26 protein-coding genes and 2 tRNA genes are annotated in these 24553 nt (G+C 54.4%); 21 read left to right on the forward strand and 7 right to left on the reverse strand.

The genetic code is table 11. From position 1 onward, the window contains the following. The first annotated feature begins 2 nt into the window (after positions 1-2). From WFM49_RS04140 to WFM49_RS04215, 17 genes are all read left to right on the forward strand, one after another. A complete protein-coding gene (locus tag WFM49_RS04140; RefSeq protein WP_336971870.1) occupies positions 3-1100 on the forward strand; it encodes a head maturation protease, ClpP-related in 1098 nt (365 codons plus the stop codon). Positions 1101-1114: 14 nt separating this feature from the next. Continuing rightward, positions 1115-1468: a head decoration protein gene (locus WFM49_RS04145; protein WP_336971872.1), complete on the forward strand. Its 354-nt coding sequence runs from the start codon at positions 1115-1117 to the stop codon at positions 1466-1468. A 63-nt stretch (positions 1469-1531) separates the two neighbouring features. Next, a complete protein-coding gene (locus WFM49_RS04150) occupies positions 1532-2530 on the forward strand; it encodes a major capsid protein (protein WP_336971874.1) in 999 nt (332 codons plus the stop codon). 1 nt (position 2531) lies between these two features. Continuing rightward, complete coding sequence (locus WFM49_RS04155; RefSeq protein WP_336971876.1) at positions 2532-2858, forward strand: head-tail joining protein; 327 nt, start codon at positions 2532-2534, stop codon at positions 2856-2858. Between the two features lie 424 nt (positions 2859-3282). Continuing rightward, positions 3283-3486, forward strand: a complete 204-nt coding sequence (locus tag WFM49_RS04160) for a hypothetical protein (protein WP_336971878.1) — start codon at positions 3283-3285, stop codon at positions 3484-3486. A 3-nt stretch (positions 3487-3489) separates the two neighbouring features. After that, the gene (locus WFM49_RS04165) at positions 3490-4419 is read left to right on the forward strand and encodes a phage tail tube protein (protein ID WP_336971881.1); all 930 of its coding nucleotides are present in this window, start codon (positions 3490-3492) and stop codon (positions 4417-4419) included. A gap of 25 nt (positions 4420-4444) precedes the next feature. Then, entirely contained in the window at positions 4445-4855 is a 411-nt protein-coding gene (locus WFM49_RS04170) for a phage tail assembly chaperone (protein WP_336971883.1), read from the forward strand. A gap of 149 nt (positions 4856-5004) precedes the next feature. Next, entirely contained in the window at positions 5005-5226 is a 222-nt protein-coding gene (locus WFM49_RS18600; protein WP_442893029.1) for a DUF1799 domain-containing protein, read from the forward strand. Positions 5227-5231: 5 nt separating this feature from the next. Next, complete coding sequence (locus tag WFM49_RS04175; RefSeq protein ID WP_336971885.1) at positions 5232-8567, forward strand: phage tail tape measure protein; 3336 nt, start codon at positions 5232-5234, stop codon at positions 8565-8567. Between the two features lie 3 nt (positions 8568-8570). Beyond that, on the forward strand, positions 8571-9056 hold the full coding sequence (locus tag WFM49_RS04180; RefSeq protein ID WP_336971887.1) for a hypothetical protein: 486 nt from the start codon (positions 8571-8573) through the stop codon (positions 9054-9056). After that, positions 9049-9558, forward strand: coding sequence for a DUF1833 family protein (locus tag WFM49_RS04185; protein WP_336971890.1), 510 nt, complete (start codon positions 9049-9051; stop codon positions 9556-9558). Before WFM49_RS04180 ends, WFM49_RS04185 begins: the two co-directional genes overlap by 8 nt. After that, positions 9555-9899 carry a hypothetical protein gene (locus tag WFM49_RS04190; protein WP_336971891.1) on the forward strand — a complete coding sequence of 115 codons (345 nt, stop codon included), beginning with the start codon at positions 9555-9557 and terminating at the stop codon, positions 9897-9899. Before WFM49_RS04185 ends, WFM49_RS04190 begins: the two co-directional genes overlap by 4 nt. Beyond that, a complete protein-coding gene (locus tag WFM49_RS04195; RefSeq protein ID WP_336971893.1) occupies positions 9896-12781 on the forward strand; it encodes a host specificity factor TipJ family phage tail protein in 2886 nt (961 codons plus the stop codon). Before WFM49_RS04190 ends, WFM49_RS04195 begins: the two co-directional genes overlap by 4 nt. Positions 12782-12844: 63 nt before the next feature. Continuing rightward, positions 12845-14692 carry a hypothetical protein gene (locus WFM49_RS04200; protein WP_336971895.1) on the forward strand — a complete coding sequence of 616 codons (1848 nt, stop codon included), beginning with the start codon at positions 12845-12847 and terminating at the stop codon, positions 14690-14692. An 83-nt stretch (positions 14693-14775) separates the two neighbouring features. Then, positions 14776-15207, forward strand: a complete 432-nt coding sequence (locus WFM49_RS04205; protein WP_181363932.1) for a hypothetical protein — start codon at positions 14776-14778, stop codon at positions 15205-15207. Then, complete coding sequence (locus WFM49_RS04210; protein WP_336971897.1) at positions 15204-15824, forward strand: transglycosylase SLT domain-containing protein; 621 nt, start codon at positions 15204-15206, stop codon at positions 15822-15824. The genes WFM49_RS04205 and WFM49_RS04210 overlap by 4 nt, the downstream gene beginning before the upstream one ends. Further along, a complete protein-coding gene (locus WFM49_RS04215) occupies positions 15821-16069 on the forward strand; it encodes a hypothetical protein (RefSeq protein ID WP_336971899.1) in 249 nt (82 codons plus the stop codon). Before WFM49_RS04210 ends, WFM49_RS04215 begins: the two co-directional genes overlap by 4 nt. A 201-nt stretch (positions 16070-16270) precedes the next feature. Here the strand turns inward: WFM49_RS04215 and WFM49_RS18605 are convergent, their stop codons facing one another. Both WFM49_RS18605 and WFM49_RS18610 read right to left on the reverse strand, forming a co-directional pair. Then, positions 16271-16441, reverse strand: a complete 171-nt coding sequence (locus WFM49_RS18605) for a DUF2158 domain-containing protein (RefSeq protein ID WP_162090199.1) — start codon at positions 16439-16441, stop codon at positions 16271-16273. Between the two features lie 180 nt (positions 16442-16621). Continuing rightward, positions 16622-16804 (reverse strand): YodC family protein, encoded by a 183-nt coding sequence (locus WFM49_RS18610; protein WP_042481238.1) that lies wholly within the window; start codon positions 16802-16804, stop codon positions 16622-16624. A 165-nt stretch (positions 16805-16969) separates the two neighbouring features. On the opposite strand from WFM49_RS18610, the gene WFM49_RS04220 reads away from it, so the two are divergent. Then, positions 16970-17203: a hypothetical protein gene (locus tag WFM49_RS04220; RefSeq protein ID WP_321275230.1), complete on the forward strand. Its 234-nt coding sequence runs from the start codon at positions 16970-16972 to the stop codon at positions 17201-17203. 48 nt (positions 17204-17251) lie between these two features. On the opposite strand, the gene WFM49_RS04225 is transcribed toward WFM49_RS04220, so the two are convergent. Both WFM49_RS04225 and WFM49_RS04230 read right to left on the reverse strand, forming a co-directional pair. Further along, positions 17252-18253 carry a tyrosine-type recombinase/integrase gene (locus WFM49_RS04225; RefSeq protein WP_336971902.1) on the reverse strand — a complete coding sequence of 334 codons (1002 nt, stop codon included), beginning with the start codon at positions 18251-18253 and terminating at the stop codon, positions 17252-17254. Positions 18254-18405: 152 nt separating this feature from the next. Then, a tRNA-Thr gene (locus tag WFM49_RS04230) sits at positions 18406-18481 on the reverse strand. Between the two features lie 111 nt (positions 18482-18592). On the opposite strand from WFM49_RS04230, the gene WFM49_RS04235 reads away from it, so the two are divergent. Further along, positions 18593-18976: an MAPEG family protein gene (locus WFM49_RS04235; protein WP_021446846.1), complete on the forward strand. Its 384-nt coding sequence runs from the start codon at positions 18593-18595 to the stop codon at positions 18974-18976. A gap of 104 nt (positions 18977-19080) precedes the next feature. Here WFM49_RS04235 and WFM49_RS04240 read toward each other — a convergent pair whose 3' ends face one another. Both WFM49_RS04240 and WFM49_RS04245 read right to left on the reverse strand, forming a co-directional pair. Beyond that, on the reverse strand, positions 19081-20169 hold the full coding sequence (locus WFM49_RS04240) for an AI-2E family transporter (protein WP_021446845.1): 1089 nt from the start codon (positions 20167-20169) through the stop codon (positions 19081-19083). Positions 20170-20412: 243 nt separating this feature from the next. After that, positions 20413-21990 carry a Na/Pi cotransporter family protein gene (locus tag WFM49_RS04245; protein WP_336971905.1) on the reverse strand — a complete coding sequence of 526 codons (1578 nt, stop codon included), beginning with the start codon at positions 21988-21990 and terminating at the stop codon, positions 20413-20415. A 217-nt stretch (positions 21991-22207) separates the two neighbouring features. On the opposite strand from WFM49_RS04245, the gene WFM49_RS04250 reads away from it, so the two are divergent. After that, the gene (locus WFM49_RS04250; protein ID WP_021446843.1) at positions 22208-22654 is read left to right on the forward strand and encodes an IrmA family protein; all 447 of its coding nucleotides are present in this window, start codon (positions 22208-22210) and stop codon (positions 22652-22654) included. Positions 22655-22769: 115 nt separating this feature from the next. Here the strand turns inward: WFM49_RS04250 and WFM49_RS04255 are convergent. After that, a tRNA-Asn gene (locus WFM49_RS04255) sits at positions 22770-22845 on the reverse strand. A 545-nt stretch (positions 22846-23390) separates the two neighbouring features. On the opposite strand from WFM49_RS04255, the gene WFM49_RS04260 reads away from it, so the two are divergent. After that, positions 23391-24533 carry a porin gene (locus WFM49_RS04260; RefSeq protein WP_336971907.1) on the forward strand — a complete coding sequence of 381 codons (1143 nt, stop codon included), beginning with the start codon at positions 23391-23393 and terminating at the stop codon, positions 24531-24533. Positions 24534-24553: the final 20 nt, after the last annotated feature.

Here is a 24553-nt window from a genome sequence, read left to right on the forward strand (position 1 = left end):
CTATGGCTAAGAAATGGCTTTCGATTCAAGCCAAGCAGATTGGCGAAGAAAAGGTCGCCGAAGTGCGAATTTACGATGAAATCGGCTTCTGGGGGACGACTGCGAAATCGTTCGTCCAAGAGCTCGATGCGGCGGCGGCGGATGCCACCAAGATTGTTGTATCGATTAACAGTCCAGGCGGAAACGTGTTTGACGCGTTTGCTATTTACAACGCGTTGATGCGTCATAAGCTGCCTGTTGAAACCCGTGTGGACGGTGTAGCGGCTTCGGCAGCATCGCTGGTGTTTATGGCGGGCGACGAGCGCATTATGCCCGAGAACGCTATGTTGATGGTTCACAACGCCTGGATCATCACGGCTGGCACAGCGGATGAGATACGCAAAACCGCTGAGATGATGGACAAGGCCCGCGATGGCATCGTCGCGGCATATCGACGCAGTGGGCTGGCTGATGAAAAAATTATTGAGTTGATGGATGCCACCACCTGGATGGACGCCTTGGAAGCGCAATCCATGGGGTTCTGCTCTCTCATTGAAGAGCCCGTCAAGTTGGCTGCGTCAACTGACTGCGTGGATATTTTGGAAAAATTGGGTGGGGCTCCTTCCGAGTTCGTCGCCACACTTCGTGCGCAAGTCGAGGGTGAGGGCGAACAGCAACCATCCAGTTCGGCTCCCGATCCTGTTGTAGAGCCGAAGCAAGAGCCCTCTACGTCTGCAGCTCTGCAGGATGCTTCCACCATCGCCGCACAGATCTATGCCCAAAGTCGTGAGCGAGGTATCCCTCAATTGGCTGAAGCTGTTTTGTTGTCGGGTGGTCTGGGGGGCGCAGACGCGGCGACTGCTCGCCTAGAAGCCGCAGAACAGATCGCTGTCTTGTGCGCTTCGGTCAAGCTTCAAGATAAGGCAGCAGAGTTTGTGGCGGCGGGCCTGTCGGTTGAGCAGGTACGTGCCCGACTTTTTGAGCATGTAGTGAGTGCTGCTGACTCCATACAGATCAGCAATTTGCAGCGCGACCAAGCCCCCAGTAATTCATCGGCCCCGGAGCGGAGCGGGCCGAATCACCAGGCGATCTACGCCAAGCGTAAAGCCCTCTCCGCATAACCAGGAGTTATCACATGCCTTTTATTGAACAAAAACCCCGCACAGCAGATTTCCTGCTGTCAGAAGCCAACGGCTCCCGCTCCCGCGAGACAGGGGAAATGGCTCCCACGACAACGGCTATTTATGCCGGTCAGCTTTTGGCTTTGAATGCCGATGGCCGCTATATCCCATTTGCGGGCAAGGGCGATGAACCGGACTCTCCCGTTAAGGCGGTCGGTGTGCTGTATGCCAATGTGCCTGCATCTGAGCAGCCCCAAGCGGTGGTGGTCATTAAGCGCGATGCAGAAGTAGCTGGTGAGCCACTTCTGGGCCTGGATGCTGATGCGACCACGGATCTGCAAGATGTTGGCGTGATCGTTCGCCCTTAACCCCGCCTTATTGCAAACAAACTCCAGGCCGCTTAGCGGTCTTTTTTATTTTCAGGAGCCGTAATGGCAAATATCAATATTTTTCAGGATGAGGCGTTCTCTGTCCCTAACCTGACCGCTGCAATCAACGAGACGCCTTATGTGCCCGGTCGTATTGGCGCTCTGGGCCTGTTCTCTGAAGAGGGTATCCCGACTCTCGTGGCTCAAATCGAGTATGACGGCCAAACGATCGGCTTGGTAGCTGCCAAGCCGCGTGGCAGCTATGGTGCGCCTGTGTTGCTGGCGGGTCGCCGGACCATCCCGCTTAATACCGTACATCTTCCGCAACGTTCGGCCATGATGGCAGACGAAATCCAGGGCATCCGGGCGTTTGGCTCTCAGACAGAGTTGGAGGTGGCCGAAGCGCGTGTACAGAAGTATCTGGCCAAGCACCGCATGCAATTGGATATGACCCACGAAAACCATCGTTTGGGCGCAATTAAAGGCAAGGTTCTTGACGCAGACGGCACTACGGTACTGCTGGATGTCTATCAGACATTCGGTATTACCCAGAAAGAGTTCAATATGGAGCTCGGGACGGCTGGCACTATTGTTCGCACAAAATGCTCTGAAGTTGTGGACATGATTGCGGACGCATTGGGCGGGGTTCCTATGCCGGGCGCGCGCGCCCTGTGTGGCAAAAGCTTCTGGAGCTCGCTGATTGATCACAAAAGTGTGCGCGAGACATACCTGAACACGCAGCAGGCAGCAGAGCTGCGCGGCAAAGCGCCGGACAGCTTTGAGATTGGCGGGATCATTTTTGAGCGTTATCGCGGGCGCATCGCGGGCCAACCGCATGTGGATGATGATGAAGCGTATGCGTTCCCTGAAAACGTGCCAAATATGTTTCTCACTCGCTTTGCTCCGGCTGACTATTTGGAAACTGTCAATACTGATGGCCTTCCTTATTACAGCCGTGTGGAGCCTCTGCCGATGGGCAAAGGCCTGGACATTGAAAGTCAGTCGAACCCCTTGCATGCTCCTGCCATTCCCAAGGCCATTATCAAGCTGAAACGGGCCTGATATGTGGGACAACTCGATCTTTGATCGGGCTTTCGACCAGGCGGGCATGCGTCAAACCGTTGTTCGCCTGGTCGATGGACAGCCTGCAAGTAAGCCGTTCCAAGCTCGTTTTGATCGTCCACAGCAGATTGTTCTGGAGGGTGAGGTTCACACCACGGAGTACTCGATTGAGTTCACGACATCGGACTTACAACCTCCACTTAAGTATGACGATGTGCTGCGGGTGGAGGTCTCTAAGGAGCAGTTTCAGGACTTCCGCGTGAAACAAGAGCCGTTGGTCCAAGGTGACGGCTACTGGACCAGAGCAGAGTTGGGGATCATCAAGTGAAAACACGGGTTCAGTTGTATGTCGAAGGCGTGCGAGCCGCACTGCGTGTTGCGCCTGGGTTCCCTGCCGAAGTTGAGGACTCGCCTGTACGTGCTCACACATTTGTCCGAGATAGGGTCATTACAGTCCAGCTTGGCGCGGAAACGGTGACCGAGGGGGCGACGCCTCGCGTAAACCGGGTTCGTGAGATCCACCTTCTGGTGCATACAGCAGGTGATAACGGACTGGAGTTGTCGGAGTCGATCTTTGCGGCAGCTCATCCAATTGTGATGAATTTCTCTGGCCCAGGCCTTGTGCAGGTCCAAGAGTTGCGCACAGATGAGCCGCGCTACGCAAATGGGGATCTGGAGCGGCAGGTGATCACAAAGCGCTACCTGTTCTATTACCAAACCGCTGACGACTCTCTTAGCGAGTAGGAGCAATCATGAAAGAAACAAGTCCCGTGGCTAAGTGGGAGCCGGAAGTGTTGCCGCTAGATTCGGTGCCTGCGGTCGCACCTGTGGCAGCAGCCCAGAATCCTGCCCGTGGTGGCAGCTACGTTCGCAACAAACAAACAGGTGGTCTGGAACGGGTCCAGTACACGGAAACGTGTAAAGACTGCGTAATGACGCCAACTCAAAAGGGGTAGTTCATGGCTAAGTCTGCCAAGAAAACACTGTTGATGGCCAAGCTGCAGACTGCAGCAGGTACAGAGGCAGTACCGACCGGCGCAACAGATTCGATTTTGCTGCGCAATCTTACGGCCACACCGCTGAGTACGGAGACCGTAGAGCGTGCCTTGCTGCGTCCCTATATGGGCAATGCTGGTCAAATCGTGACTACGGTGTATACGCAGATCGAGGGCGAAGTGGAGCTGGCCGGTTCGGGTACGCCAGGCAAGGCCCCTGCATGGGGCGGCCTGTTGCGAGGCTGCGGATTTGCTGAAGTCGTTGAAGACGCAGAAGTGGTTTACACGCCGGTGTCTGACGATTTCGAGATGCTGACGTTGCATTACTACCTTGATGGCTTGTTCCACAAGATCACAGATGCGCGGGGCACAGTGTCCTTTGATATCAGTGCCAAAGGCATTCCGTTCATGCGTTTCCGATTTATGGGCGTGTACCACCCGATTACCGACCAAGCCGCGCCCGCTGATGTGGACTTCAGTGCGTTCCAGACTCCGCTGGGTGTGAACAAAAAGAACACACCGCAATGGAGCCTGGGCGGCTACAGCGGTTGTCTGCAGTCCTTGAATATAGATCTGGCCAACTCGCTGGTTTGGCGGTCCCTGATTAGCTGCGAAGGTGCAGAAATTACCGACCGTCAGCCCACCGGTCAAATCTCGCTGGAACTGCCCAAGATTGCAGACCTGAACTGGCCTGAAATGGTACGAAACGCCGTCCTGCAGCCGCTTTCAATCACTCATGGTTCTCAGCCAGGCAACATCGTCACTCTCAGCGCACCAGGTGCGCAACTGAGTGAACCCTCGTACTCCGAGGCAGACAACGTAGCCATGCTGGGCATGAACATGAGCATGCAGCCTGGGCAGGGCAACGACGAAATCAAAGTCGTCGTTTCGTAAAACCTACTTTCATTCCGAGGTCATCATGAGTTTCAAAATCGCCCAGCGCCCTGTGGTGGGTTACCCCGTGTCCATCTCTGTCTATGACGAGAAAGGCAAAACGCAAAAGCTGGAATTTATCGCGCAGTACAAGCGCTCGAAACGGCCTGAGCTGAAAGACCTTATTGCGGCTGCCCGTAACTTGGCACGAAAGAATTCCGGTCTGGAGCCTCTGGCTGAAGAGGGCGGCAAGCCGAAAGAGTGGCCGTATGCCAACGACGAAGACTTCTTTAAAGCCCATGTATGTGGCTGGGTCGGCGTCAAAGGTGAGGACGGCAAAGACCTGGCGTTCTCGCACGAGGCTTTAGCCGATCTGCTCACGGAGTATCCCGAGTTTCATCAGCCGTTGTTTGACGGCTTTTTTAGTGCACACATTGGGGCCCGCGCAAAAAACTAATCGAGGCCGCTCGTCACTGGGCAAAAGGTTGGCGCTCGAAGTCAGATGACTTTGAGCCTGATGCCCTGGTGCTTGAGGCACTCAAAGCAGCCGGTGCGCCTGATGCAGTGATTCAACGCGTTCAGCAAGAAGAGCGCACCGACTATGAAGTGTGGCCTGAAAACGAAGCGATTGTTGAGGCTTTCCTTCACTTGTCTAGCTGTTGGACCGTAGTCATTCCCCCGATGGGGGATCTTCTCTACTTCGGTTTGCCTTCCACAGAAATTGAATCGACTTTACGTCTTTTGGGGTTTCCCAGGCGCAAGCGTGCCCGAGTGTTTCGATATCTCAAGGATATGGAACGAGCGGCCCTATCTGTTTTTTATGAGTAGCGGGTATGACAGATCGAGTTATTGGCGTAACGCTCAAGGGTAACGCCTCCCAGCTCCAGCAGACCTTTGCGTCTGGGGCAATGGCCGCCAGCAATTTTGGTGCGGTTGTTGAAAAGGCTATGGGGCAGGCCAAAGCGGCCAACCGTGACTACGCCTCTTCGACAAAAGGGGCTGTCAGCGCCTTGGAGGAAGTGCGGGGCCTGGTCAAAGGTGTAGCGGCTGGCTTCTCCATTATGAAGCTGATTGATACAGCGGACGAATGGGGGCAGTACGCGAGCCGAGTGGACATGGCCACTCGCAGTGCGGAAGAGTTTGGTCACGCCCAGGAGCGGTTGGCAAAGTCCGCTGCTGTTACGTACCGCTCGCTCGCTGAAACCCGTGAGGGCTTTATCAATATGTCTCCTCCCTTGCGGGAGTTGGGGCTATCGCTTGATCAGTCGATTGATGCAATCGATACCTTCTCCGGTCTGCTGGTGACGAACGCAGCCAGCGCTGAGAAAGGCAAGTCCGCCATTGGTGCGCTTTCTACCGCGATGCAGAAGGGCAAGCTGGACGCTAATGGCTGGGGCACGATTCTGAGTACGATGCCTTCGATTGTGGATCTGCTGGCGCAGTCCATGGGGCGCAGCGCAGCTGAGATTCGTCGCCTTGGGGCAGAGGGGAAGCTGACCGCCAAAGACCTAGCAAAGGCGCTTGTCGAAGGAAATGCCGAGGTCATCAAGCAAGTTGAGTTAATGCCAACGACCGTACGGGATGCGGTTGGGCGTCTGATTGGTGTCGCAACGGAGTTTCTTGGCAAAAATAATGAGGTAATCGGTGTCACGGCGACACTCGCCGCTGGTATTGATTTTCTAGCTCAGAACTTTGATTTGTTGGCCACGGCTGTTGGTCTGGTGGCCGCGGTTCACGGTGCACGGTTTGTGGGGGCGCAGTACGAGGCGGCTAAGGCTCTGTGGGCAACTGCTGGGGCGGCTACGGCTCAGACCCGTGCGGCACTGGCTCTATCCGCGGCTATTTCGGGGTCCAGTCGCGCCGCTGTAATTGGTTATGGTGCCATGGCTACTGCGGCTCGCACAGCCAGCGCTGCGATGGCATTGGTGGGTGGCCCTGCTGGCTTGGTTACTTTGGCACTTAGTGCTGGCGCAATTGCATGGATGAATTGGGGCAATGCAACCGAGAGTTCGATCAGGTCAATCAATGCTGCCAAGCGTCCTCTGAAAGAATTGGAGGAGGACTTCGCTAAGCTGAGCAAGACTCAGCAGCGAGGGATGGAGCTCTCCATTGCTACGGAGCTGCGGGAGCAGGAGGCAATCGTTAAAGATGCAATGGCCTCTATCCGGTCCGAGCTTACCGGTTTGGTTTATCAGGGTGGGATGGTGGGCGCCAGTGAGCCCATTGAACGGTTTGCCGCTGCTTTCAATGAGATTGTGAGCTCCGCCGATGGAGCAACCGAGAAGTCAGAGCGATTGGCAAATGAGTTGGAGAAACTCCGTGGCGTGGTGCCTGATGCAGTGGTCCTTAAGCTGAGGGAGATGACCCAGGGGCTTTCTGAGGGGGCGGAGTCTGTTGAGGATCTGAACCGGAAGTTGGAACGTATCCGGGGACTTCTGGCTGATGCGGGTTTGGGCAATCTTGGTGACACTCTCCAAGGTTTGACTGACGCCGACTTTGGAAAGCTCATTACCGGCCTGACCGAGGCGCTCGATGTAATTGGGATGAGTGCCAAGCAAGCCGAGGAATATCGTGCAAAGTTGCGCGGGGCCTCAGATGAGCAAGCCGCTTTAGCAGGTGTTGTGGCCGGGATGGCTGAGGCTGCAAAGAAGCTTGAAAAGGCGACGGCAGATCAAGACGCGAAAGCTGTTCAGGGAGCTCGTAATCTACTTTCGGAACTGGCTGCTCAAGAAGTTCAGTTGCGTGTGAATATTGCGCGGGCAGCAGAGTACAAGGCGCTGATTGCGCTCGGAGTATCTGAGGCTGTCGCGAGTCAGGGGGCCGATACAGCAGGGGAGTTGGCAGGCCTCAAGGCGCAAGAGGAGGTGCTGAAACGGATTAAGACCGTTCAGGACAATATTGCCGCAAACACGAAGCCGACGAAAAAGGCCGCAGGCTCCAAGAAGCAAGACGAAGGCGAACGCTTGCTGAAGCAAATGAAGGAACGCCTAGCGCTGCTTGGCAAGGAGACTGAGTACGAAAAGCTGCTGGCAAACATTTCTTCAGGGGCAGTCAAATTTCGCAAGGTGCCTTCGGAGGCAGAGGCTAAGCGGCTGGCTAAGCAGCTGGACGATAAGCAGCGTGATATTGATCTGGAGAAAACCCTTAAGACGCTAAGGGAGGAGCAAAGCGTCACGCAGCGTGAGTTCATGCGCGAGCTGGATGCTTTCGGAAAAGGCGACTGGGCAAACGGCGTCATTGAGGCGCTTTCTTCTGTAGAGAAGCGATACCGGCAGATCATTCGTGATCGGCAAAATTCACCACATGGCTTAAGCCAGGATGAGCTGAAGGCGATTCAAGAATCGCTACACGAAGAACTGATCATGGTGCGGGATCACTATGCTCAGTTAAAAGAGCTGCAGGGTGATTGGACTTTAGGTGCTAGTAGCGCACTGCAAAACTATGCGGACCAGGCTGCAAACCTCTTTGAGTCTGTTGGGAACATGGTTTCTAACGTCTTCTCCGGTATGGAGGGGGCGTTGGTGCAGTTTGTTCGAACAGGAAAGTTGGATTTCAAAAGTCTAGCTGACAGCATTATTTCGGACATGGCTAGGATCGTTGTCCAGCAAGGCATTACGGGGCCATTGGCTGGCATGCTAGGGAGTGTGATAAGCGGCGCTTTATCAGGCATGTGGGGGGGCGGATCAGGGAACCTCACAGGCGGAAGTCTCTCAGGTGCAACCTGGGGGCCGAAGTTTTCATTTGATGTAGGAGGCTACACAGGTGATGGGGGGAGATATGACTTCGCTGGTTTTGTGCACAAAGGCGAGGGGGTCTTAAATCAAGATGAAGTTCGAGCTCTTGGTGGAGAGTCCGGATTTAATCGTCTTCGCCGTGCGTTGAGCGGGCCAGGACATTCGTTGGGTGGCATGGCTGGCCGACCCTCGTTGCCGCAGTCAGCTGCTCAACAAGTGGCAACTATGCCGCCTATTGTTTTTAATAATTACGCGCCAGGGATTGAAGTTGAGGAGCGGATGTCAGCTGGGCAGTTGCAATTTGAAATTCGCCAGCAAGTGAAGCGGGAGGTTGCTCAGCAAACGCCAAAGATTATTGCACGAGAGCAAGGCGATCCTAATAGTCGACTGTCAAGGCAGCAGGGCAAAAGCCTTGCCGTTTCGCGCAGAAGGTGATTCATGAGATTTTTACCTTTCATACCTTTAGAGGCGGGATATAGCGCCCAGTTCAATGATGGTGTAAGCCGGATTCCGCTGCCAGGTGGGCGAGGTAGGTATCGAGTATCTGAGATTGGGAATAGCTCCTCAATGACGATGTCCTGGTCTTTGAGCAATAAAGATTACTCAATGTTCATGGGGTTTTATCGTGAGTGGAGCGGGACCGCTGAGTTGTTTGAGGTCGATCTTGTGCTCGATTCTCATGAGTTGAAGCGGTATACGGCATCATTTGTACCGAATACTATGAAGCTGATGGGGAAAAACGGTCCAAGCTTTTTGGTCTCCGCTGAGCTAGAGGTGTTGGCTCTGCCAGAGTTCACGGATGTTGACCTCGATTATTGGCGTAGCGTGGTTTCTTTGCTGATTATCTATGGTGGATACGATCAAGCCTTGGAGGTACTGAGTCTACTGGATAAGCTGGTCAACGAGGATTTGCCACATGAATGACGCTGATGCTGACTACGTCAGCTTTTTTTTTGATTCGCCGTCAAGCGTTCCTGAGCTTGAAACGCTGGAAATCAGTCACCCCAGCTTCTCCAAGCCCCGTTTGCTGGTGCGCAACTCAACCTTTGGGCTGGCTGCGCAGTCGGAGACAGGGGAGCCAGCCTTCTTTGAGTACTGTCCGATGATCCTGCGGCCAATGGCTGACCGTGGGACGCTTGATTACGGCATCTCGGTGACGCTGGGAAACTACGACGAAATCAGCGATGAGATCGCACGGGCTAGGGAGGCAGGGACATTAGCGATCCGTCCAACGGTGAAGTATCGAAGTTATCGGGGGGATCGGCTGAACAAGCCGATGTTTGGGCCCATAACGCTACAAGCACAATCCATTTCAATCGGCGCCTCGGGCGCCGTTTTTGATGCTGGTGCGCCGAGTTTGAACCTGGTGCGAACCGGCGAGCGTTATTCCGTTGACCGCTTTCCTATGCTGCTGGGGTTCCTGTGAGTATCGATGATCTGCTTTTTCGCCAGTACGACCGGCAAACGTACAACTGTTGTCATTTCTCGGCAGAGGCCTGGCAGCGATTCACCGGTGACAAGCGTTTGCACGACATCGATGAGAGCACGCTGCAGGCGGGGGATCTTCGATTGCTGTTTACGCATTATCAGCGTGTTGATGGGCCGACCGTAACGCCCAGCATCGTGCTGATGCAGAATCTGCAGGGTGAGTTTCACATGGGGATTTGTTCACGTCGGCGTCTGCTGCATATCCGTGAAGAGGGCACAGCCTTTCTGCCTTTTGATGCTTCGCTCCACACGTACCGTAATTTCAGGTTTTATCAATGAAAACTGTTTATCTGACTCGCACGCCGGACCAGGCAGGGCCAGAAATTCACCAGGTCGCTGATCTGCTGACGTTCCTGCGTTCCGAGTTTGGGCAGTGGCCAGCTGGTGCGCGGATTCTCCATCAGCCGGATGGGCGAGTAGTGACGCCAGTGACTCCGTCCGATATTCCGCGTTTGCGCGAGTTGCCGGGGCCTTTCGTCATCGAGGTGTTCCCCCGAGGTCCAGAGACGTGGATTCCGATGCTGATCAGTCTGGCCGTGTCAGCTGCCTTATCGATTGTGTCGATGATGCTGGCCCCGAGCCCGCCGAATCAGACAGCCCGCAATATTCGCAGTGAGTCGCCAAACAATGGCCTGTCTGACCGTGTGAACCGCGAGCGTGTGAACGGCCGCATTCCTGATATTTATGGCACCGTACGCTCGACGCCGGATTTGCTCTGTGCGCATCGTGTGTTTGAGAACCACGTTGAGAAAGAGATTGCCTACCTGTGCATCGGGCGTGGGGCCTATGAGGTATCGGACATTCGGGATGGAACGACGCCGGTGGCCGATATTGCCGGGGCATCAGTGGCGGTCTATGGGCCATACACATCGCCTAATGGCGGGCAGCCGCAACAGGTCATCGGCAACCAGATTAATGTTCCAGTGCTGATGACCAAGCGCGAGAACGCGGTGAACGGACAAGTGCTGCAGCCGCCCAATGCCTCGCGTCTGGTTCTGTCTCCCATGGTTTTTGAGTCCCCCAATCTAATCCGAAGTGTCGACAGCGGAGTGGATTTTACCGAGCAGTTTCTTGCTGGGGATGTGATCGAAGTGAAGGGCGCCAGCATCTCTGCTGGTACTTATCAATATGTGTCCCCGCTCGACTCCGCTGGAGCCTCGAGCGAGGGGTTTATGGAGGACTCAGTTGGCTACCTTAGTTTGGAGGGAGATCTCTCTGAACACTGGGAATCTGGTCAGGTAGTCACCATTACCAATGGGACTTTCCACTGGATCGGGGTGTCAGGTGGGGATGCGGGTTATTTATTTGATGTGTCGTGCAATATAAATGGCGCATACGGGATTATTGGCGTAAGCGTCAATGACACACTCGGTGTGAAATCGACCGTTCTTGCCTTGGATATATCGCAGAATTACTCGGCATGGCCGGGCCATTTAGGTGCGGTTCATACCTACCCCACGGGCAATCCCATATTGACGAGGCCATCCGGAGAGATCCTGTATGACCTGTCAGGCATGTACACCATCAACACGCTCAATAGTGATGTGTTGACGCTCTCCAATCCAGCGGCAGTGAATCCTGACTGGGATGTCATGGCCAATGAGTATGGCGGGGCTTCGGGCACTTTGACGGTCACGATTGAAGCTCAGAAGGAGCGTTGGGTAGGCTGGATGATTGCAGAGTCGGCAACACCGATCCGGCGAGCGATCTGCAATTTGGTAGCCCTCAACGGCTTATACGCGGATAACGGACGCCAGCAGTACCGGCGCGATGTGACGGTGCAACTGCATGCTGTCCCGCTCGATGAGTACCGCAATCCCATTGGGCCTGAGCAGGTATTCTATGGAACAGTGCAGGGCTCCGGCACCTCCCGCGCCACGCGGGCGCTGACCATGGACGTGGATCTGGGCGCCGAGTCGTTGCGCTGGCAGTTCCGCATGCTGCGCACGAGCGATTCAGATACTGATTTTGAAGGGCAGGTGGTTGACGAGGTGAAGTGGCGGGATTTGTACGTGGCAGCCCCAGTCGCTCAGCCGCACTTTGGTGATGTGACGACGGTGCAGTCCTCTACCTTCGCAACAGATGGGGCGCTGGCAGTCAAAGAGCGTAAGTTGAACGCTCTGGTAACACGCAAGTTGCCTCGGCGCGTGGAGGGTTCTACTTTTACCAGCGAGCTTTACCCCACCAATAATGTCGCTGACATTCTCTCGGCTATCAGTCTTGATCCAAAGATGGGTAATCGGACTGCTGCCGAAGTGGATTTTGACAATCTGTACGCGACCGCTGCGGAGATCAATGCGTATTTCGGAGTCGATGTTGCTCAGTTCAACTACACGATTGACGCTGACAGCCTGTCGTTTGAAGAGATTGTGGCGATGATTGCTGATGCGGTGTTTTGCAAAGCTTACCGTCGGGGCAGCGTGTTGCGACTGCACTTTGAGCGGGAGACGCCCGATAGCGCGATCCTCTTCAACCATCGAAACAAGGTGCCGGGCTCTGAGACAAGGACCACGTCTTTCGGACCAGCTGAGCAGTATGACGGGGTGGAGTTCCAGTGGGTCAGGCCATCTGACGACTCCGTGCAGACGATTTATCTGCCGGCAGACCGTACAGCAGTCAATCCCAAGTCAGTGGAATCTGTTGGTGTGCGGGTGCCAGAGCAGGCGCACTTTCACGCCTGGCGGGCCTGGAACAAGATCCGCTTCCAGACGGAAGTCACCGAATTTGATGCGCTGCCCGAGGCCAATTTGTTGACGCTGTCGGAGCGGATTCTGTGTGCGGACAACACCTTGGGCTTCTGCCAGGACGGGGATGTGGTCGATGTGGATGGCTTGGTCATCGAATTGTCTCAGCCTTTTGACTGGGGTGGAGGTGCGTACAACATCTTTTTGCAGAACGCGGATGGCTTGGTAGAGAGCATCCCGGTATCGAACGGAGGAGGGCGACGCTACGCACTGCTGGCGCGCGCACCGCGTGTACCGATTGTCACCCAAGGGTACAACCCGACCAACTACATCATTGCGGACGCTGCAGACCGGCGTAGTGCCAGACCGTTTCTTGTGACGGAGAAGGACGCACCGAACGAAGACGGGACCATCCCACTGACCGCTATTAATTACGATGCCAGGTATTACGCGAACGACGCTGACTACCGTGCTTGAACCTTACTTTTTTATTCAACTGAACCCCGCTGAAAGGCGGGGTTTTTTGTTTGTGAGACAGATATGGCCTATATCTCCCCGGAAGAGCTGCGCAACGCCAGTGTGGACGCTGGGACGCTTGAGAAGTTTGCGCTTGGCAAAGTTGGTGAGACAAACATCAACCGTGAAGGTAAAGATGTTCAGAACTTGGCGACCATTGCTGATCGTGTGATGAGTCACAGTTCCGCAATTGTCTACGCCACACGGGCTGAGCTGGACGCAGACACAAGCAAGCCGCGTGGAACGTGGGCTGTAGTGATAAACGATCCGCTTTTAACCAACAACGGCTACTATCGCCGCGGCACAAGCACGTGGGGGAAGTCGGCTCTACAGCCAGTGAGTCGAGTCGACTTTGAGGCTTTAGATGGGTTGAGTGTTAATCGCGGCAAAGACTATCCTTGCCGTCAAATGACACGGAACTCAATTACCTCAGAGGCTAATAGCTTCCTTAAGAGCGCGGTGTTGAGCGTGAGCGTAGAGGGGGCTTTACCAGGTAATTATTACAGCATTGCGTATTTCAAGAATGGATCCACGCTTACAAGTGGCCGGCCTGATGGCTTCTTAATAACTCGCCAAACGCAAGATGATTTTGAAACTGCTGATACCTCTGTTGTTGTAGTGCGTGCTAGCGAAACGTTAACACCGGAGATTCCGCGTGACGATCGCATTCATACCGTTGTGCTGCCATCAACCGTGCAGCCTGGGCTTACCGTCTCCATTACGTTGGACACATCGAAACTGCCACCCTATGGCGAATATGTGGCGATGAACTCGCCCGCAAGGCCAGGATATAGTTGGATTATTGACCCCTCTTGCTATCTTTACGCGGTTGAAGCGCCAGTGGAGGATTTGGTTGATACAAGTGCTTTGAGTTACTCGGTGAGTGACACAAACGCTATGAGTGTTGTATGGGGATCGGTTGACAGGCTTTATAGGGTTCGATTCGGCCCCAATGGCTATAACGCTCTGCCGAATATCAAAGGCATTGATTATGCCCTAGGCGGAGATCGCGAGAATGCCGCATGGGTCCAAGTCAATAGTTCCAGTTCTGACTGGTTGCCACCGTTGGTTGTCCGCGCTGTAAATGGGGGCGACAACAATAAAGTTATATATACAGGAGGGAACCACGGAGCGGACGGATATTCTGGAGGTGGGCAGACGGCACGTTGTGTTCTATTTCAACTGTACGTGAATGGACAGCCCCTTGAGATGAGCAGAGCCCAGCAGGGCCATGCTCAAAAAATAACAGCCGTCTTTACCAATGAGATTATGGGGTTCAACACGACTGGAACTGTTGACCCAGCCTCTTTTCCTGCTCGTTATGTGCTGCGGCAGTCTTTCGTGGTGGACTTTGCTCCGGGCGCGATTGAGGTTGTGTCGTTTGTCGAAGCGCTAGAAGAGATTGAGGTACAGAAAGATAATGGACCGCAAGTTGTATCGATCGGGTTTCAGGGCGAGCAGGTCTTTGTTGGATCACGTATAGCACGTAGCGGATTTGACTCATCGAAAGACAGCGGCCCATCAAGCGATACTCCGAATTGTTGGGCCCTAGTTCTCAGTAGCGGGGCAGGTCAACAGGTTAGTTGGGTCGATAGGAAATACGAAGCAGGGGGCGGTCAGAATGTTGCGCCCTCGGCACCGTATATAAGAGGTGGGAGCGCAGCTAATACGAAGTTTTATCACGCGATTGTTGTCGGAAGGCCGATCTCACTTCAGGCTGGTGATGGATATAAGTGGCGTGGTGGGTATGCCTGGCAGGCCCCTGGGCTAGCGATTGATGCGGGTCTTGATTGCAGAATTGACTATCTACGCGAGGGGCGCCTACACCATGCGTTTGTAAAACCATCATCGGAGTTTTTCGTAATCCCATAGTTCATCGCGCATTCTGAAGTTGTTGCCGCCTAAGCGGCTTTTTTTACGTCTGCTGCTTTTGCAGCGCTTCACGGGAGACAGCCATGCCGACCGTATTACACAAGGGGAAGGACTTGGAACCGACAAGCACGGGGACATCGGCGGCTGGTCTGGCCGTCTGGAAAGCAATGGGAGGGATAGCAGGTATGGGGGCCATTGGCGCGGGCTTGGCCACGCTGGTGGTGATGTGTATTTTGCGGCCGCGTACGCAATCAGAATGGATTGTGGGGGTGATCAGCACAGTGGTGGCCTCGATCTCGGGCGGTGCCGCTGTGATTCAGCAGTATGAGTTGCATCACTGGGCAAACAATCCGGTGGGTCTGGTGGCCATGCTTGGCCTGGCCTTTGCATGTGGTTTGCCAGGCTGGGCTGTGGTGAGGTGGGCTTTTAACTTTTTCGACAAGCGGCGCAAGGCTGATCTGCTCGAAGTTATGACGGAACTGCGCGAAGGCGCGATTGGAGGGAAAACAGAATGAAGTCGTTGTTGAGTTTGATCTCGGGCCTGCTGGCCCTTTTTTTTCGTTCGCAGAAAGTGGAACCTACGCCTGCACCGGTGGAGCCTAAGCCGCTGCGCCACCTGGCCTGGGGTCGCAAAGTATCCCAGGCGTTTCGCGACCGCCTATTCGAGATCTGCCAGATCCTGGGCGTAGAGCCGGATTACCTGATGGCGTGCATGGCGTTTGAGTCAGCGGAGACATTCAGCCCGTCGATTAAGAACGCCGCTGGCAGCGGTGCCACGGGTCTGATTCAGTTCATGCCGACCACTGCCAAGGGCCTGGGCACGACCACGGCGGCATTGGCGGCGTTGACGGCTGAGCAGCAGCTCGAATGGGTGCTGGCATATTTCATGCCCTATAAAGGCCGACTTAATACACTGGCCGATGTTTACATGGCAATCCTTTGGCCAGCCGGTATTGGCAAGCCAGACAGTTGGACTCTATGGGATAAGGACAGCAGACCCACGACCTATCGACAGAATGCAGGTCTGGATCTGAACAAGGACGGCAAGATCACAAAATCCGAGGCTGCGGCAAAGGTATTGGCTAAGCTGGAGCGCGGTCGCCTGGCTCAGTTTCAGTGGGAGGGCGTGTGATTGCGGCTCTATGGAAACGAATCGCAGGCTGGCTGGGCCTGCTGGGTGGGTTGATCCTGGCCGCGCTGGCGCTGTTGAATGTCGGGCGGCGTCAGGGCAGGGTGCAGGCAGAGCAGAAACAAACAAAGGCGGACATGGCCGCAGTAGAGGTAGGACGTGATGCAGCTGAAACGATCGAGCGCCTGGATGATGATGCTGTGCGTGACCGTGCTCGTAAGCGGATGCGGGACACAGAGGGGCGGTAGCTATTGCGGTGCCGCACAGCGTCCGTTCCAGTGGCGCTCTGATGCCGAGATCGACGCCACACCGATCAGGGTACTGCGCTACGTAGAGGAGGGAGCCGAAACGTGGAAGAGGTTGTGTTTGTAGTAAGTGCATTTGAAGAGGCGGGGAAGCTGTACGCACAAAAAAACCGCCCGAAGGCGGTTGGTGTTTTGGAGCCCCAACTAATCCTGCACTGGCTCCAATGCTGTGACTGGAATTGTCATTAGATTATATTCGCCGTTAGTGAACCATGAGACGCTCGCCTTGTGGTCGGAGGTAATGACCTCAACTGTCAGCTTAGGACTGCCGCTTTTCAAGGTAACAATGCTTCCGGGGGTAATCTGATTTGTCATGGCGCTCTACCGATGGAATGAAAGTTAGTGTCATAAGTTTATAAGCCGAAAGATTAAACAATCTATTGTCATAGGTCAAACAAAACTGAAAGTGACTATAAAGTCTGTTTGTTTGTGCGTCTTCGCTTGCTGACTTATCCCAAGCGCCAAATGTAGAAAACCGCCCAGAGGGCGGTCTAATTAAGGGTTCATTAACTCTACTGGCATAAGGGCGACAGCGGGAATTGACTGGGTCCTGGCTCTGTTGTCAATCACGAACCACATGCACTTTACGTTGCTGCCTTCTTGGCTCTTGTCAATAACTGTCATTTCAGGGCCACCGCTTTTCAGTTGGACTACATCTCCGACCTTGAACGTGCTCATAGAACCTCCGCAAGTAAATGAAGGCCACAGTATGCCAATGGGCGAATAAATTATCTAGATAATTATTTCGATCGAAATATTATGCTAGATTGCGTGCTGAGTTGACCCTGTTTCGCCAGAACTATGCCGTACACAGATATCGCAAATCTAGAAGAGGAGACACGCATGCATTTTGAGATTAATGCTGGCCATCTGACGCCTACGTATGTATCCCTTGTGGCTAGCACCAACGAGGCCTGCATCCCCAGTGCAAAGTCACCGGGGGTGATGATTTACCAAAACATCGCGCCACACCACGCAGAGAGCCTACTGAAGCTGCTGGAAGAGAAGGGGATTCCATACAAGATATCGACGGATGGCACCTGGCAGGGCTTTAACGGTGCATGCTGGGAGAGTTAGCCATTCTCCAGACGCAAAAAAAGCCCGCTCTATGGCGGGCGTCGTGTTTTATCCCAATAAATCTGCAAGTGTTGAGGCGTGTGGGTTGTAGTAGATCATTGCCATTTTTGGGTCGGTCCAGCCGAATATCTTGCATAGATCCAGCACGGCAACTTTTTTGGATAACATGGTTGCGGCCGTATGGCGGGTGTCGTGCCAAGTAAATCCTTCTAGACCTGCTCGTTGGCGGTATTTCCGAAATAAAGCGTCTAGGCTCGCGGCTTTGATGCCAAAGACCAACTTGTCATCCCACCCGCGCATGCGCTTCAGCAGCTTAAGGGCCTTACTTGAAAGCGGTACATCGCGGGGGCGCCCTGATTTTGTGGTTGGTAAGTGGCAGTGGCGGTCGTAGACCTGTTCCCACTGGAGACCGGTGAGCTCACCGGCACGCATACCAGTGCGAAGGGCCAGCAGCATGCACATTGCTACCGCCTGTCCGAATGAGGCAGGTCGAGCAGAGCGGTGATAGCCCATCTCCCGCAGCATCCGCTTGATTTCCCACCACTGCAGCACACGCTCACGATGTTTGGGCGGGGCAGGCTTGCGGACTTCTGTGCATGGGTTTGAATCCATCCAGCGCCATTCTTGTCTACAGTGCATGAATACAGCGGACAGTAGGACTATCTCTCTACGTATGGTTGCTGGTTGTACGGTATGAGCTCGAAAGTCGCGGAACTCGGCAATGTCTTGTGGGGTAATTTGAAGAAGGGCTTTATCGAGTGGCAGTCGATAGGTTTCAAACGCTGATAGTCTGAGCTTCTCCCACCTTGCTCCGCGTTTCGTTGGAGAAACCTCTGAAGCGTAACGGCGCAATGCTGTACGCAAGGTGTATTGAAGACGTGGGTCTGCCGCTGCTTGATCTCGTAGCTCTTGCTCACGCTGCACGCCCCATGCCATAGCTTCCCGTTTTGTGGGGAAAGTTCTGCTATCTCGGGTGTAGGGTTCGCCAGTTCGCAAGACGAGTTTAATCTGGGCGCGATAGCCGCCCGCATGTTTTGTAATGCTTGCCATATGCCTATTTTCGTGGGGCCTGCCGTGGGGCTTTTTTGGGGCCGTCTATGTGGAATAGTTGAAAGTAGGCTATCAAATGCTTCCGGTGTCAGGAAGCTAAACCATTGATTTGATTAATATTGATTATTTTATTTCAATGGTTTTAGATTAGCTGGTGCCGATGAAAGGAATCGAACCCTCGACCTTCTCATTACGAATGAGCTGCTCTACCGACTGAGCTACATCGGCTAACCTAAGACGATAAGTATATCCTGTTTTTTTCGGGTTTGTAAATTCTGCGCACGCATTTGGGCTGCGGCGTGCTATGTTGGGCGTTTTCAGCCTGTGAAGGGGACGATGATGCTGGGGATCAAGATCAGTTTGGTGGTAGCGGCTTTCTTGCCTTGGTTGGCGGCGATTTGTGCCAAAGCCGGTGGGGCGGGCTTTACGAATCATGAGCCTCGTCCGTGGCTGGCCAGCCTGTCGGGCTGGCGTGGTCGGGCCAATGCGGCGCAGGCCAATGCGTTTGAGGCCTTGCCGTTCTTTTACGCGGCTGTCTTGCTGGCCTTATGGTCGGGGGCGGATGCCTTGCGCGTGCAGAACCTGATGATTTCCTGGATTGTGCTGCGCGTGCTGTATTTGCTGATGTACATAATGGACAAGGCCACCTTGCGTTCGCTGGTGTGGTTCCTGGCCTTGGCCGTCAATATCTGGATTGTGTTCCTGCCCGTGCTGCGGACTTGATGAAATGAATAAGGGCCTGTTCTGTGCTTTTGATCAAGCATGGAACAGGCCCTGGGATTGCTTGCTTGGACTATTGGCAGGCCAGTCGCAAAGCTGGCCTGTTTTTATTTGCCGTTGCTATCTTGCTCTTCCGCTTCCACGCGGGCGCTGACGGCCGAAGGGAACAGGTCCCAGCAGGCAATGAACATGGCGGCGATCAGCGGGCCAATCACAAAGCCGTTCAGGCCGAAAATCGACAAACCGCCCAGGGTGGAGATCAGGATCACGTAGTCCGGGATCTTGGTGTCTTTACCCACCAGCAGGGGGCGCAGCAGGTTGTCTACCAGGCCGATTACCAAAATACCAAAGGCGGTCAGGATGATGCCGGGGACGTAGTGGCCCGAGACAAAGAAGTAGATGGCAACCGGAGCCCAGATCAGCGAGGCGCCTACGGCAGGCAGCAAGGACAGCACGGCCATCAGCACACCCCAGAACAGTGCGCCTTGAATGTCCAGGAACCAGAACATGACCCCGCCCAGCGCACCTTGGGTGGCTGCCACAGCGATATTGCCTTTGACGGTAGCGCGTACCACAGTGGTGAATTTGCGGAACAGATGGGTTTTCTGGCCCTCGCTCAGAGGGATCAACTGGCGGTAATGACGACCCAGCTCCACGCCATCGCGCAGCAGGAAGAACAGCATGTACAGCATGATGCCCAGGCTGACCAGGAACTGGAAGGTGTTCTGGCCGACGTTCAGGGCTTGTTTCGTCAGGAACTGGCCGCCTTGCACGGCAAACTCAGAGAACTTCTCTTGCAGGGATGCAAAGTCATGCAGACCAAAACGAGCGGCAAAATCCGTCACGCTAGGAGGCAGGGCATTCAGTATTTTTTGCAGGTAGGCGCCCGGATTGAGCTGACCGCTATTCATCAAATCGTACAAAGAGGCGATTTGTTGAACCAGGGAAATGGAAATCAGGATGACCGGAATAATGACGATCAAAATGATGACCAGCAAACTGATCAGGGCAGATAGAGACCGCCGGCCTTTGGTTTTAGCCAGCAGTTTGCGTTGCAAGGGGGTAAACAAGATAGCCAGAACGGCACCCCAGAATATGGCGCCATAAAAGGGAAGAAGTATCCAGACAAAGGCAGCGGATACAGCGGCCAGCAAAAGCAAAAAGGTATGGAATTGTAGATTTGGCCGGGTGGACATGGAGTTTTTCCATTAGCGTGAATTTGAGCCGATTGTAAGGGGGAATCCTTACTATGAGCGTGAATCTTGGTATCTGTTTATTGGGTTTCTGTGGGCTTTAAAACACGCTTGTTTTGCATATTCTTGTCATATGAGTTTTGCGCGGCAGGAGAGCCCCAAAAGTTGCTTCAAGTATGAAGGGTAAGCTGGGGGCGCCTGCTTGCGGGTAGCGGCGCCAGCCGGGTTAATGTATGGGCTTGGGGCTTATTGCTCCGGTTGGCGAGCCCGCTGCAAGTAATAGCTGCTGCGCCAGACATGCTGGCTGCTGCGTTCGAACCAGCGATGGGTGTCTGTGATGCGCAAGGTGCGTGAGACATCATCATGGCCTTGTGGCGCGGCTAGAAGCTGACTGCGAACGGCGTTTAACAAGTCGGCCAGGGCCTGGGCTCTGGCTTGTACTTGCTCCAGCCAATCAACAGGGGCTTGTCCGTGCAGGCCTTGCTGCGCCAGGGTATTGAGCTCTGTGGCCAGGGTTTGAGCTTGCTGGTAACGATTGTCCTGCAGGTCCGTGCTGGGCGGATGTTGCAGTCGGCTGCGCAGGCGCTGCATATGGTCAATGGTGTGCAAGAGCGCGCTGATACGGGCGGCAACGGCGGGATCATCGGCTGCGCTGGGGATGCGCAATACAAATTCGTAGGCTTGATCCAGGACTGTCTCGATTTGCTGCAGGTCGGCAGTGGCGGTGCTGGGGCGGCTCATGTTCAGACTGTGCTGATACAGGTTCAGCAGGCGCTGGGCCAACTCTTCCAGGGTGCGTTGTGTGGTTTCCAGGGCCAGGGCCGGTACTTGCAGCAAGCTGTCGTCCAGATGGTGCTGGGGGCGGGCAGCCCGGTCGGGTACCAGGCCTTGTACCCAGCGAGCAAACTGCTGGGTAAAGGGCAGGCACAAGGCAGCCCCCAGGCCGATGAACAGGCTGTGAAAGGCTGCCAGTCCTAATGCACCGGGAGGAACGTTGATGTAGGAGCCTGTGGCATACATGGCTTTCAGGAACAAGGGCAGGATCAGCAGCCCCAATAGACCGGCAATAACGTTGAACAGAATGTAGGCAATGGCTGTGCGTTTTGCGTAAATGGTGCCACCGATCGCAACCAGTACGCCGGTTAGGGTGGTGCCTATGGAGGCTCCCACGACAATGGCCGCGGCCTGGTCAAAGCTGACGGCACCGGCATCCAATGCGGTCAAGGTCATGGCGATTGCGGCGGTCGAGGATTGCAGCACGGCGGTCAGAGCCAGGCCGGTCAGCATGATCAACAGGTGTGCGCCATAGCCTCCTGTTGGCATATGGGCCAGGCTGAAGCTGGCTGCCAGCCCTTGCATGCCGTCTTGCAGCATGCCCAATCCAAGAAATAGAGTGCCAAAGCCTGCCAGTGCCCGGCCCAGCTCCTTATAGCGACCGGGGGCAAGCAGTTTGAGCAGGGCACCCAAGCCGATCAACGGCAGGGTGTAAAAGCCCAGATTCACTTTCAGCCCCAGACCCGAGATGATCCAGCCGGTGGCGGTATTGCCCAGACTGGCACCGATGACTACGCCTATGGCTTGTGTAAAGGAAATCAGGCCTGCACTGACAAAACCAATCAGTGTGACGGTGGTGGCGGTAGAGGATTGGGCCAGCGCGGTAATCAGGGCGCCGGAAACAAAGGCCTTGATGGGCCTGCCGGTAAACGCCAGCAGGATCTGCTTGAGAGAGCCACCCGCAAAAGCCACCAGTCCTTCGGACAGCAGCATCATGCCAATCAGGAAAAGGCCAAGCCCCCCTAAAAAGGGAAAAAGAGTATCAAGCATAAAAGAGTGCAAGCAGCGAAATAATCGGCAGGTTCCGGCGCGACAGACCGGGATAGAAAACGGGATGCTGCATTATCGCCAGTTACGCAGCCTATGGAGTGAAATACTTCAGTGTTGCAAACTGGACGTTTCTGGAAGCGTATGTTGCAAACACAGCGGTTATTCTCTTTTTTGTGTATAAGAGCGCTTGGGTTTCTATGGCAAAAGAGAGGGCAATGTGGATTTTCGTAAAAGTGTGAAGCTGGCTGCAGGGGCCATGCTGCTGGGTGGTGTGGTTGCTGGCCAGGCACAGGCGGTGCAGATGTGGCATTCCGATACGGTCTTTGCGAATCAGGGAATGTGCGCTGCGAACTTTACTTTTGATTCCCAAATGGAGCCGGTGCAGCAACTGAGGGTTCATATTCAGGTGCTAAGCAAGAAGAACAATAAGCTGGTGGCCGAGGATGTGATCGAGGTGGACGATTTTGGAAGTTCCAGTGCCGATCGCTATGCCACTGGTTATTGGTATAACGAAATCGCTTGCGATCAGAATTTGCGAGTGGTGGTGACGGGGGCGACTGCAGTGATGAATGGCGAGCGTGTTGATTTGTTGGCCAAGGATCTGCTGGAAGTGGAGAACTTCGTGCCGTATGAGATCAGCATTACACCCGCAGGAGCCAAGTAAGCGATTCTGGATAGTGATCTTGCAGACAAGGCTTCTTGAGCAATCAAGAGGCTTTTTTCATGAGTCCAAATGTAGAAAAGCCCAGCTACTTGCGTAGCTGGGCTTTTTGTATTTTTGGCTCCCCGACCAGGGCTCGAACCTGGGACCTGCGGATTAACAGTCCGTCGCTCTACCGACTGAGCTATCGGGGACCAGCAAAGAAAATAATTATAGGGTAGGGCTATCGAGATTGTAAAGAGGTATTTTTTGAGAAATTCATTTTCATATACGCAAAACCGGATGCGGCCTTGGCAATAGGCGTAAATCCTGATTTTTTCATTGGAAACATACCGTCTGGTCAATAAGGCTCATGAGCCTGGTTTGTTGCAAATGGTTGCAAGCCTTTTGTTTATTGGCTTTGCGACCGTTTAGCCCATTTTTTGCTGAATTCTCTGTAGGTGAAAAACTAGGGAAAATGCGTATTAAACCCAGTAAACACGCTGGATTCAGTTTATTGACACCAATATTGTTTATGTCTGAAATATAAATGCTTGCAGTATATGTGCCTCAACTATCAAGCCCCTTTCATCCCTGTTTCAGGGCTGATCTGTTGAGCAGTTTTGCTTCAAGAAATAGGAGGGGGGCAGGGGATTGACGTCGGGAAATCAGCTTTTCAGGCGGTGGGACCCAGCACTTGATCAAGAGCCGGACAACGATAAGAAATCCGGCATTCAGACGTTTACAGAGAACAGAGAACATGAAAAAAACTATCTTGGCAGCCATGTTGATGCCTGTGTTGGCGGTTCCCGCATACGCCGCATCAAACGTGACCTTGTACGGCGTGGTGGATACAGGCCTGGGCTACGAGCAGTGGAAAGGGAGCGACCTGAAAGGTGGCGCAGAGAAACAAAGCCGTTTTGGTCTGTACGATCAGGGCTGGATGGGTAACCGCTGGGGCCTGATGGGCAGTGAAGATCTGGGGGGCGGTCTGAAAGCCAACTTCATGCTGGAAAGCGGCTTTGATCTGAGCGATGGCAATATGCGCCAGAACCGCTTGTTTGGTCGTCAAGCTACCTTGGGTCTGAGCGGCGAATCCTGGGGGCGTATGGATCTGGGCCGTCAAACCACTGTGACTTCCCTGTACGTTGCCGGTGTAGCCAGTCCCTTTGGTGGCAACGGCTATCAGTACGGCGTGGGTGCTGCATTTGATGCGGCCAACACGGTTCGTTACGACAATATGGTCGCCTACCAGAGCCCCGAGTTCTCCGGCTTCCAGTTCGGTGCTGGCTATTCTTTCAATACCAACGGCGCACAAAAGTGGGATCGTAGCGGTTTGACTGGCAATACCATCAACAGCGACGACGCTAACGTGAAAGCCTTTAGCGTGGCCATGCGTTACACCAATGGTCCTTTGAAAGCGGCCTTGAGCTTTGACCAGGCCCGTTATGGTTCGGCTCGTGAGCAAGGCGGCAACCTGGTTGCGGCTGAAAGCGGCAATGTCAGCGCCTGGAACCTGGCTGCCAGCTACAAATTCAGCTTTGCTACCTTGCACGCTGCTTTTGGCCAAAGCCGTAACGGTTACATCGGTGGCTCGCTGCAAACCGAACAGTTTGGTCCCGGACTGCACAAAGACCTGAAGGTTAACTCCTACGCGCTGGGCGTGACTGTTCCTGCAGGCAAGGCCGGCTCGGTTCTGGCTTCCTGGACCATGGCTGATCCACGCTCGACTCCACGCAGTACTGATGATGCCAAGACCCAGCACGTATTTAGCGCTGGCTACCTGCACAACCTGTCCAAGCGCACCAATCTGTACGCGATTGGCTCCTACGCTCGCAACATCGGCTACTACAGCGATCTGAAGAGCACGGTTGCCACGGTCGGTATCACGCACCGTTTCTGATCTTTCTGACTGATTCTGCC

The organism is Alcaligenes sp. PF14 (assembly GCF_037150615.1).
Taxonomy (GTDB): Bacteria; Pseudomonadota; Gammaproteobacteria; order Burkholderiales; family Burkholderiaceae_B; genus Alcaligenes; species Alcaligenes phenolicus.

Coding starts and splice junctions, on each gene's coding strand:
- WFM49_RS04225 (WP_336971902.1), bottom strand. CDS start 18,253: ATGGCAAGCATTACAAAACATGCGGGCGGCTATCGCGCCCAGATTAAA.
- WFM49_RS04155 (WP_336971876.1), top strand. CDS start 2,532: ATGTGGGACAACTCGATCTTTGATCGGGCTTTCGACCAGGCGGGCATG.
- WFM49_RS04175 (WP_336971885.1), top strand. CDS start 5,232: ATGACAGATCGAGTTATTGGCGTAACGCTCAAGGGTAACGCCTCCCAG.
- WFM49_RS04140 (WP_336971870.1), top strand. CDS start 3: ATGGCTAAGAAATGGCTTTCGATTCAAGCCAAGCAGATTGGCGAAGAA.
- WFM49_RS18605 (WP_162090199.1), bottom strand. CDS start 16,441: ATGACAAATCAGATTACCCCCGGAAGCATTGTTACCTTGAAAAGCGGC.
- WFM49_RS04260 (WP_336971907.1), top strand. CDS start 23,391: ATGAAAAAAACTATCTTGGCAGCCATGTTGATGCCTGTGTTGGCGGTT.
- WFM49_RS04195 (WP_336971893.1), top strand. CDS start 9,896: ATGAAAACTGTTTATCTGACTCGCACGCCGGACCAGGCAGGGCCAGAA.
- WFM49_RS04220 (WP_321275230.1), top strand. CDS start 16,970: ATGCATTTTGAGATTAATGCTGGCCATCTGACGCCTACGTATGTATCC.
- WFM49_RS04145 (WP_336971872.1), top strand. CDS start 1,115: ATGCCTTTTATTGAACAAAAACCCCGCACAGCAGATTTCCTGCTGTCA.
- WFM49_RS04200 (WP_336971895.1), top strand. CDS start 12,845: ATGGCCTATATCTCCCCGGAAGAGCTGCGCAACGCCAGTGTGGACGCT.
- WFM49_RS04170 (WP_336971883.1), top strand. CDS start 4,445: ATGAGTTTCAAAATCGCCCAGCGCCCTGTGGTGGGTTACCCCGTGTCC.
- WFM49_RS04240 (WP_021446845.1), bottom strand. CDS start 20,169: ATGTCCACCCGGCCAAATCTACAATTCCATACCTTTTTGCTTTTGCTG.
- WFM49_RS18610 (WP_042481238.1), bottom strand. CDS start 16,804: ATGAGCACGTTCAAGGTCGGAGATGTAGTCCAACTGAAAAGCGGTGGC.
- WFM49_RS04210 (WP_336971897.1), top strand. CDS start 15,204: ATGAAGTCGTTGTTGAGTTTGATCTCGGGCCTGCTGGCCCTTTTTTTT.
- WFM49_RS04150 (WP_336971874.1), top strand. CDS start 1,532: ATGGCAAATATCAATATTTTTCAGGATGAGGCGTTCTCTGTCCCTAAC.
- WFM49_RS04235 (WP_021446846.1), top strand. CDS start 18,593: ATGCTGGGGATCAAGATCAGTTTGGTGGTAGCGGCTTTCTTGCCTTGG.
- WFM49_RS04160 (WP_336971878.1), top strand. CDS start 3,283: ATGAAAGAAACAAGTCCCGTGGCTAAGTGGGAGCCGGAAGTGTTGCCG.
- WFM49_RS04205 (WP_181363932.1), top strand. CDS start 14,776: ATGCCGACCGTATTACACAAGGGGAAGGACTTGGAACCGACAAGCACG.
- WFM49_RS04180 (WP_336971887.1), top strand. CDS start 8,571: ATGAGATTTTTACCTTTCATACCTTTAGAGGCGGGATATAGCGCCCAG.
- WFM49_RS04245 (WP_336971905.1), bottom strand. CDS start 21,990: ATGCTTGATACTCTTTTTCCCTTTTTAGGGGGGCTTGGCCTTTTCCTG.
- WFM49_RS04185 (WP_336971890.1), top strand. CDS start 9,049: ATGAATGACGCTGATGCTGACTACGTCAGCTTTTTTTTTGATTCGCCG.
- WFM49_RS04165 (WP_336971881.1), top strand. CDS start 3,490: ATGGCTAAGTCTGCCAAGAAAACACTGTTGATGGCCAAGCTGCAGACT.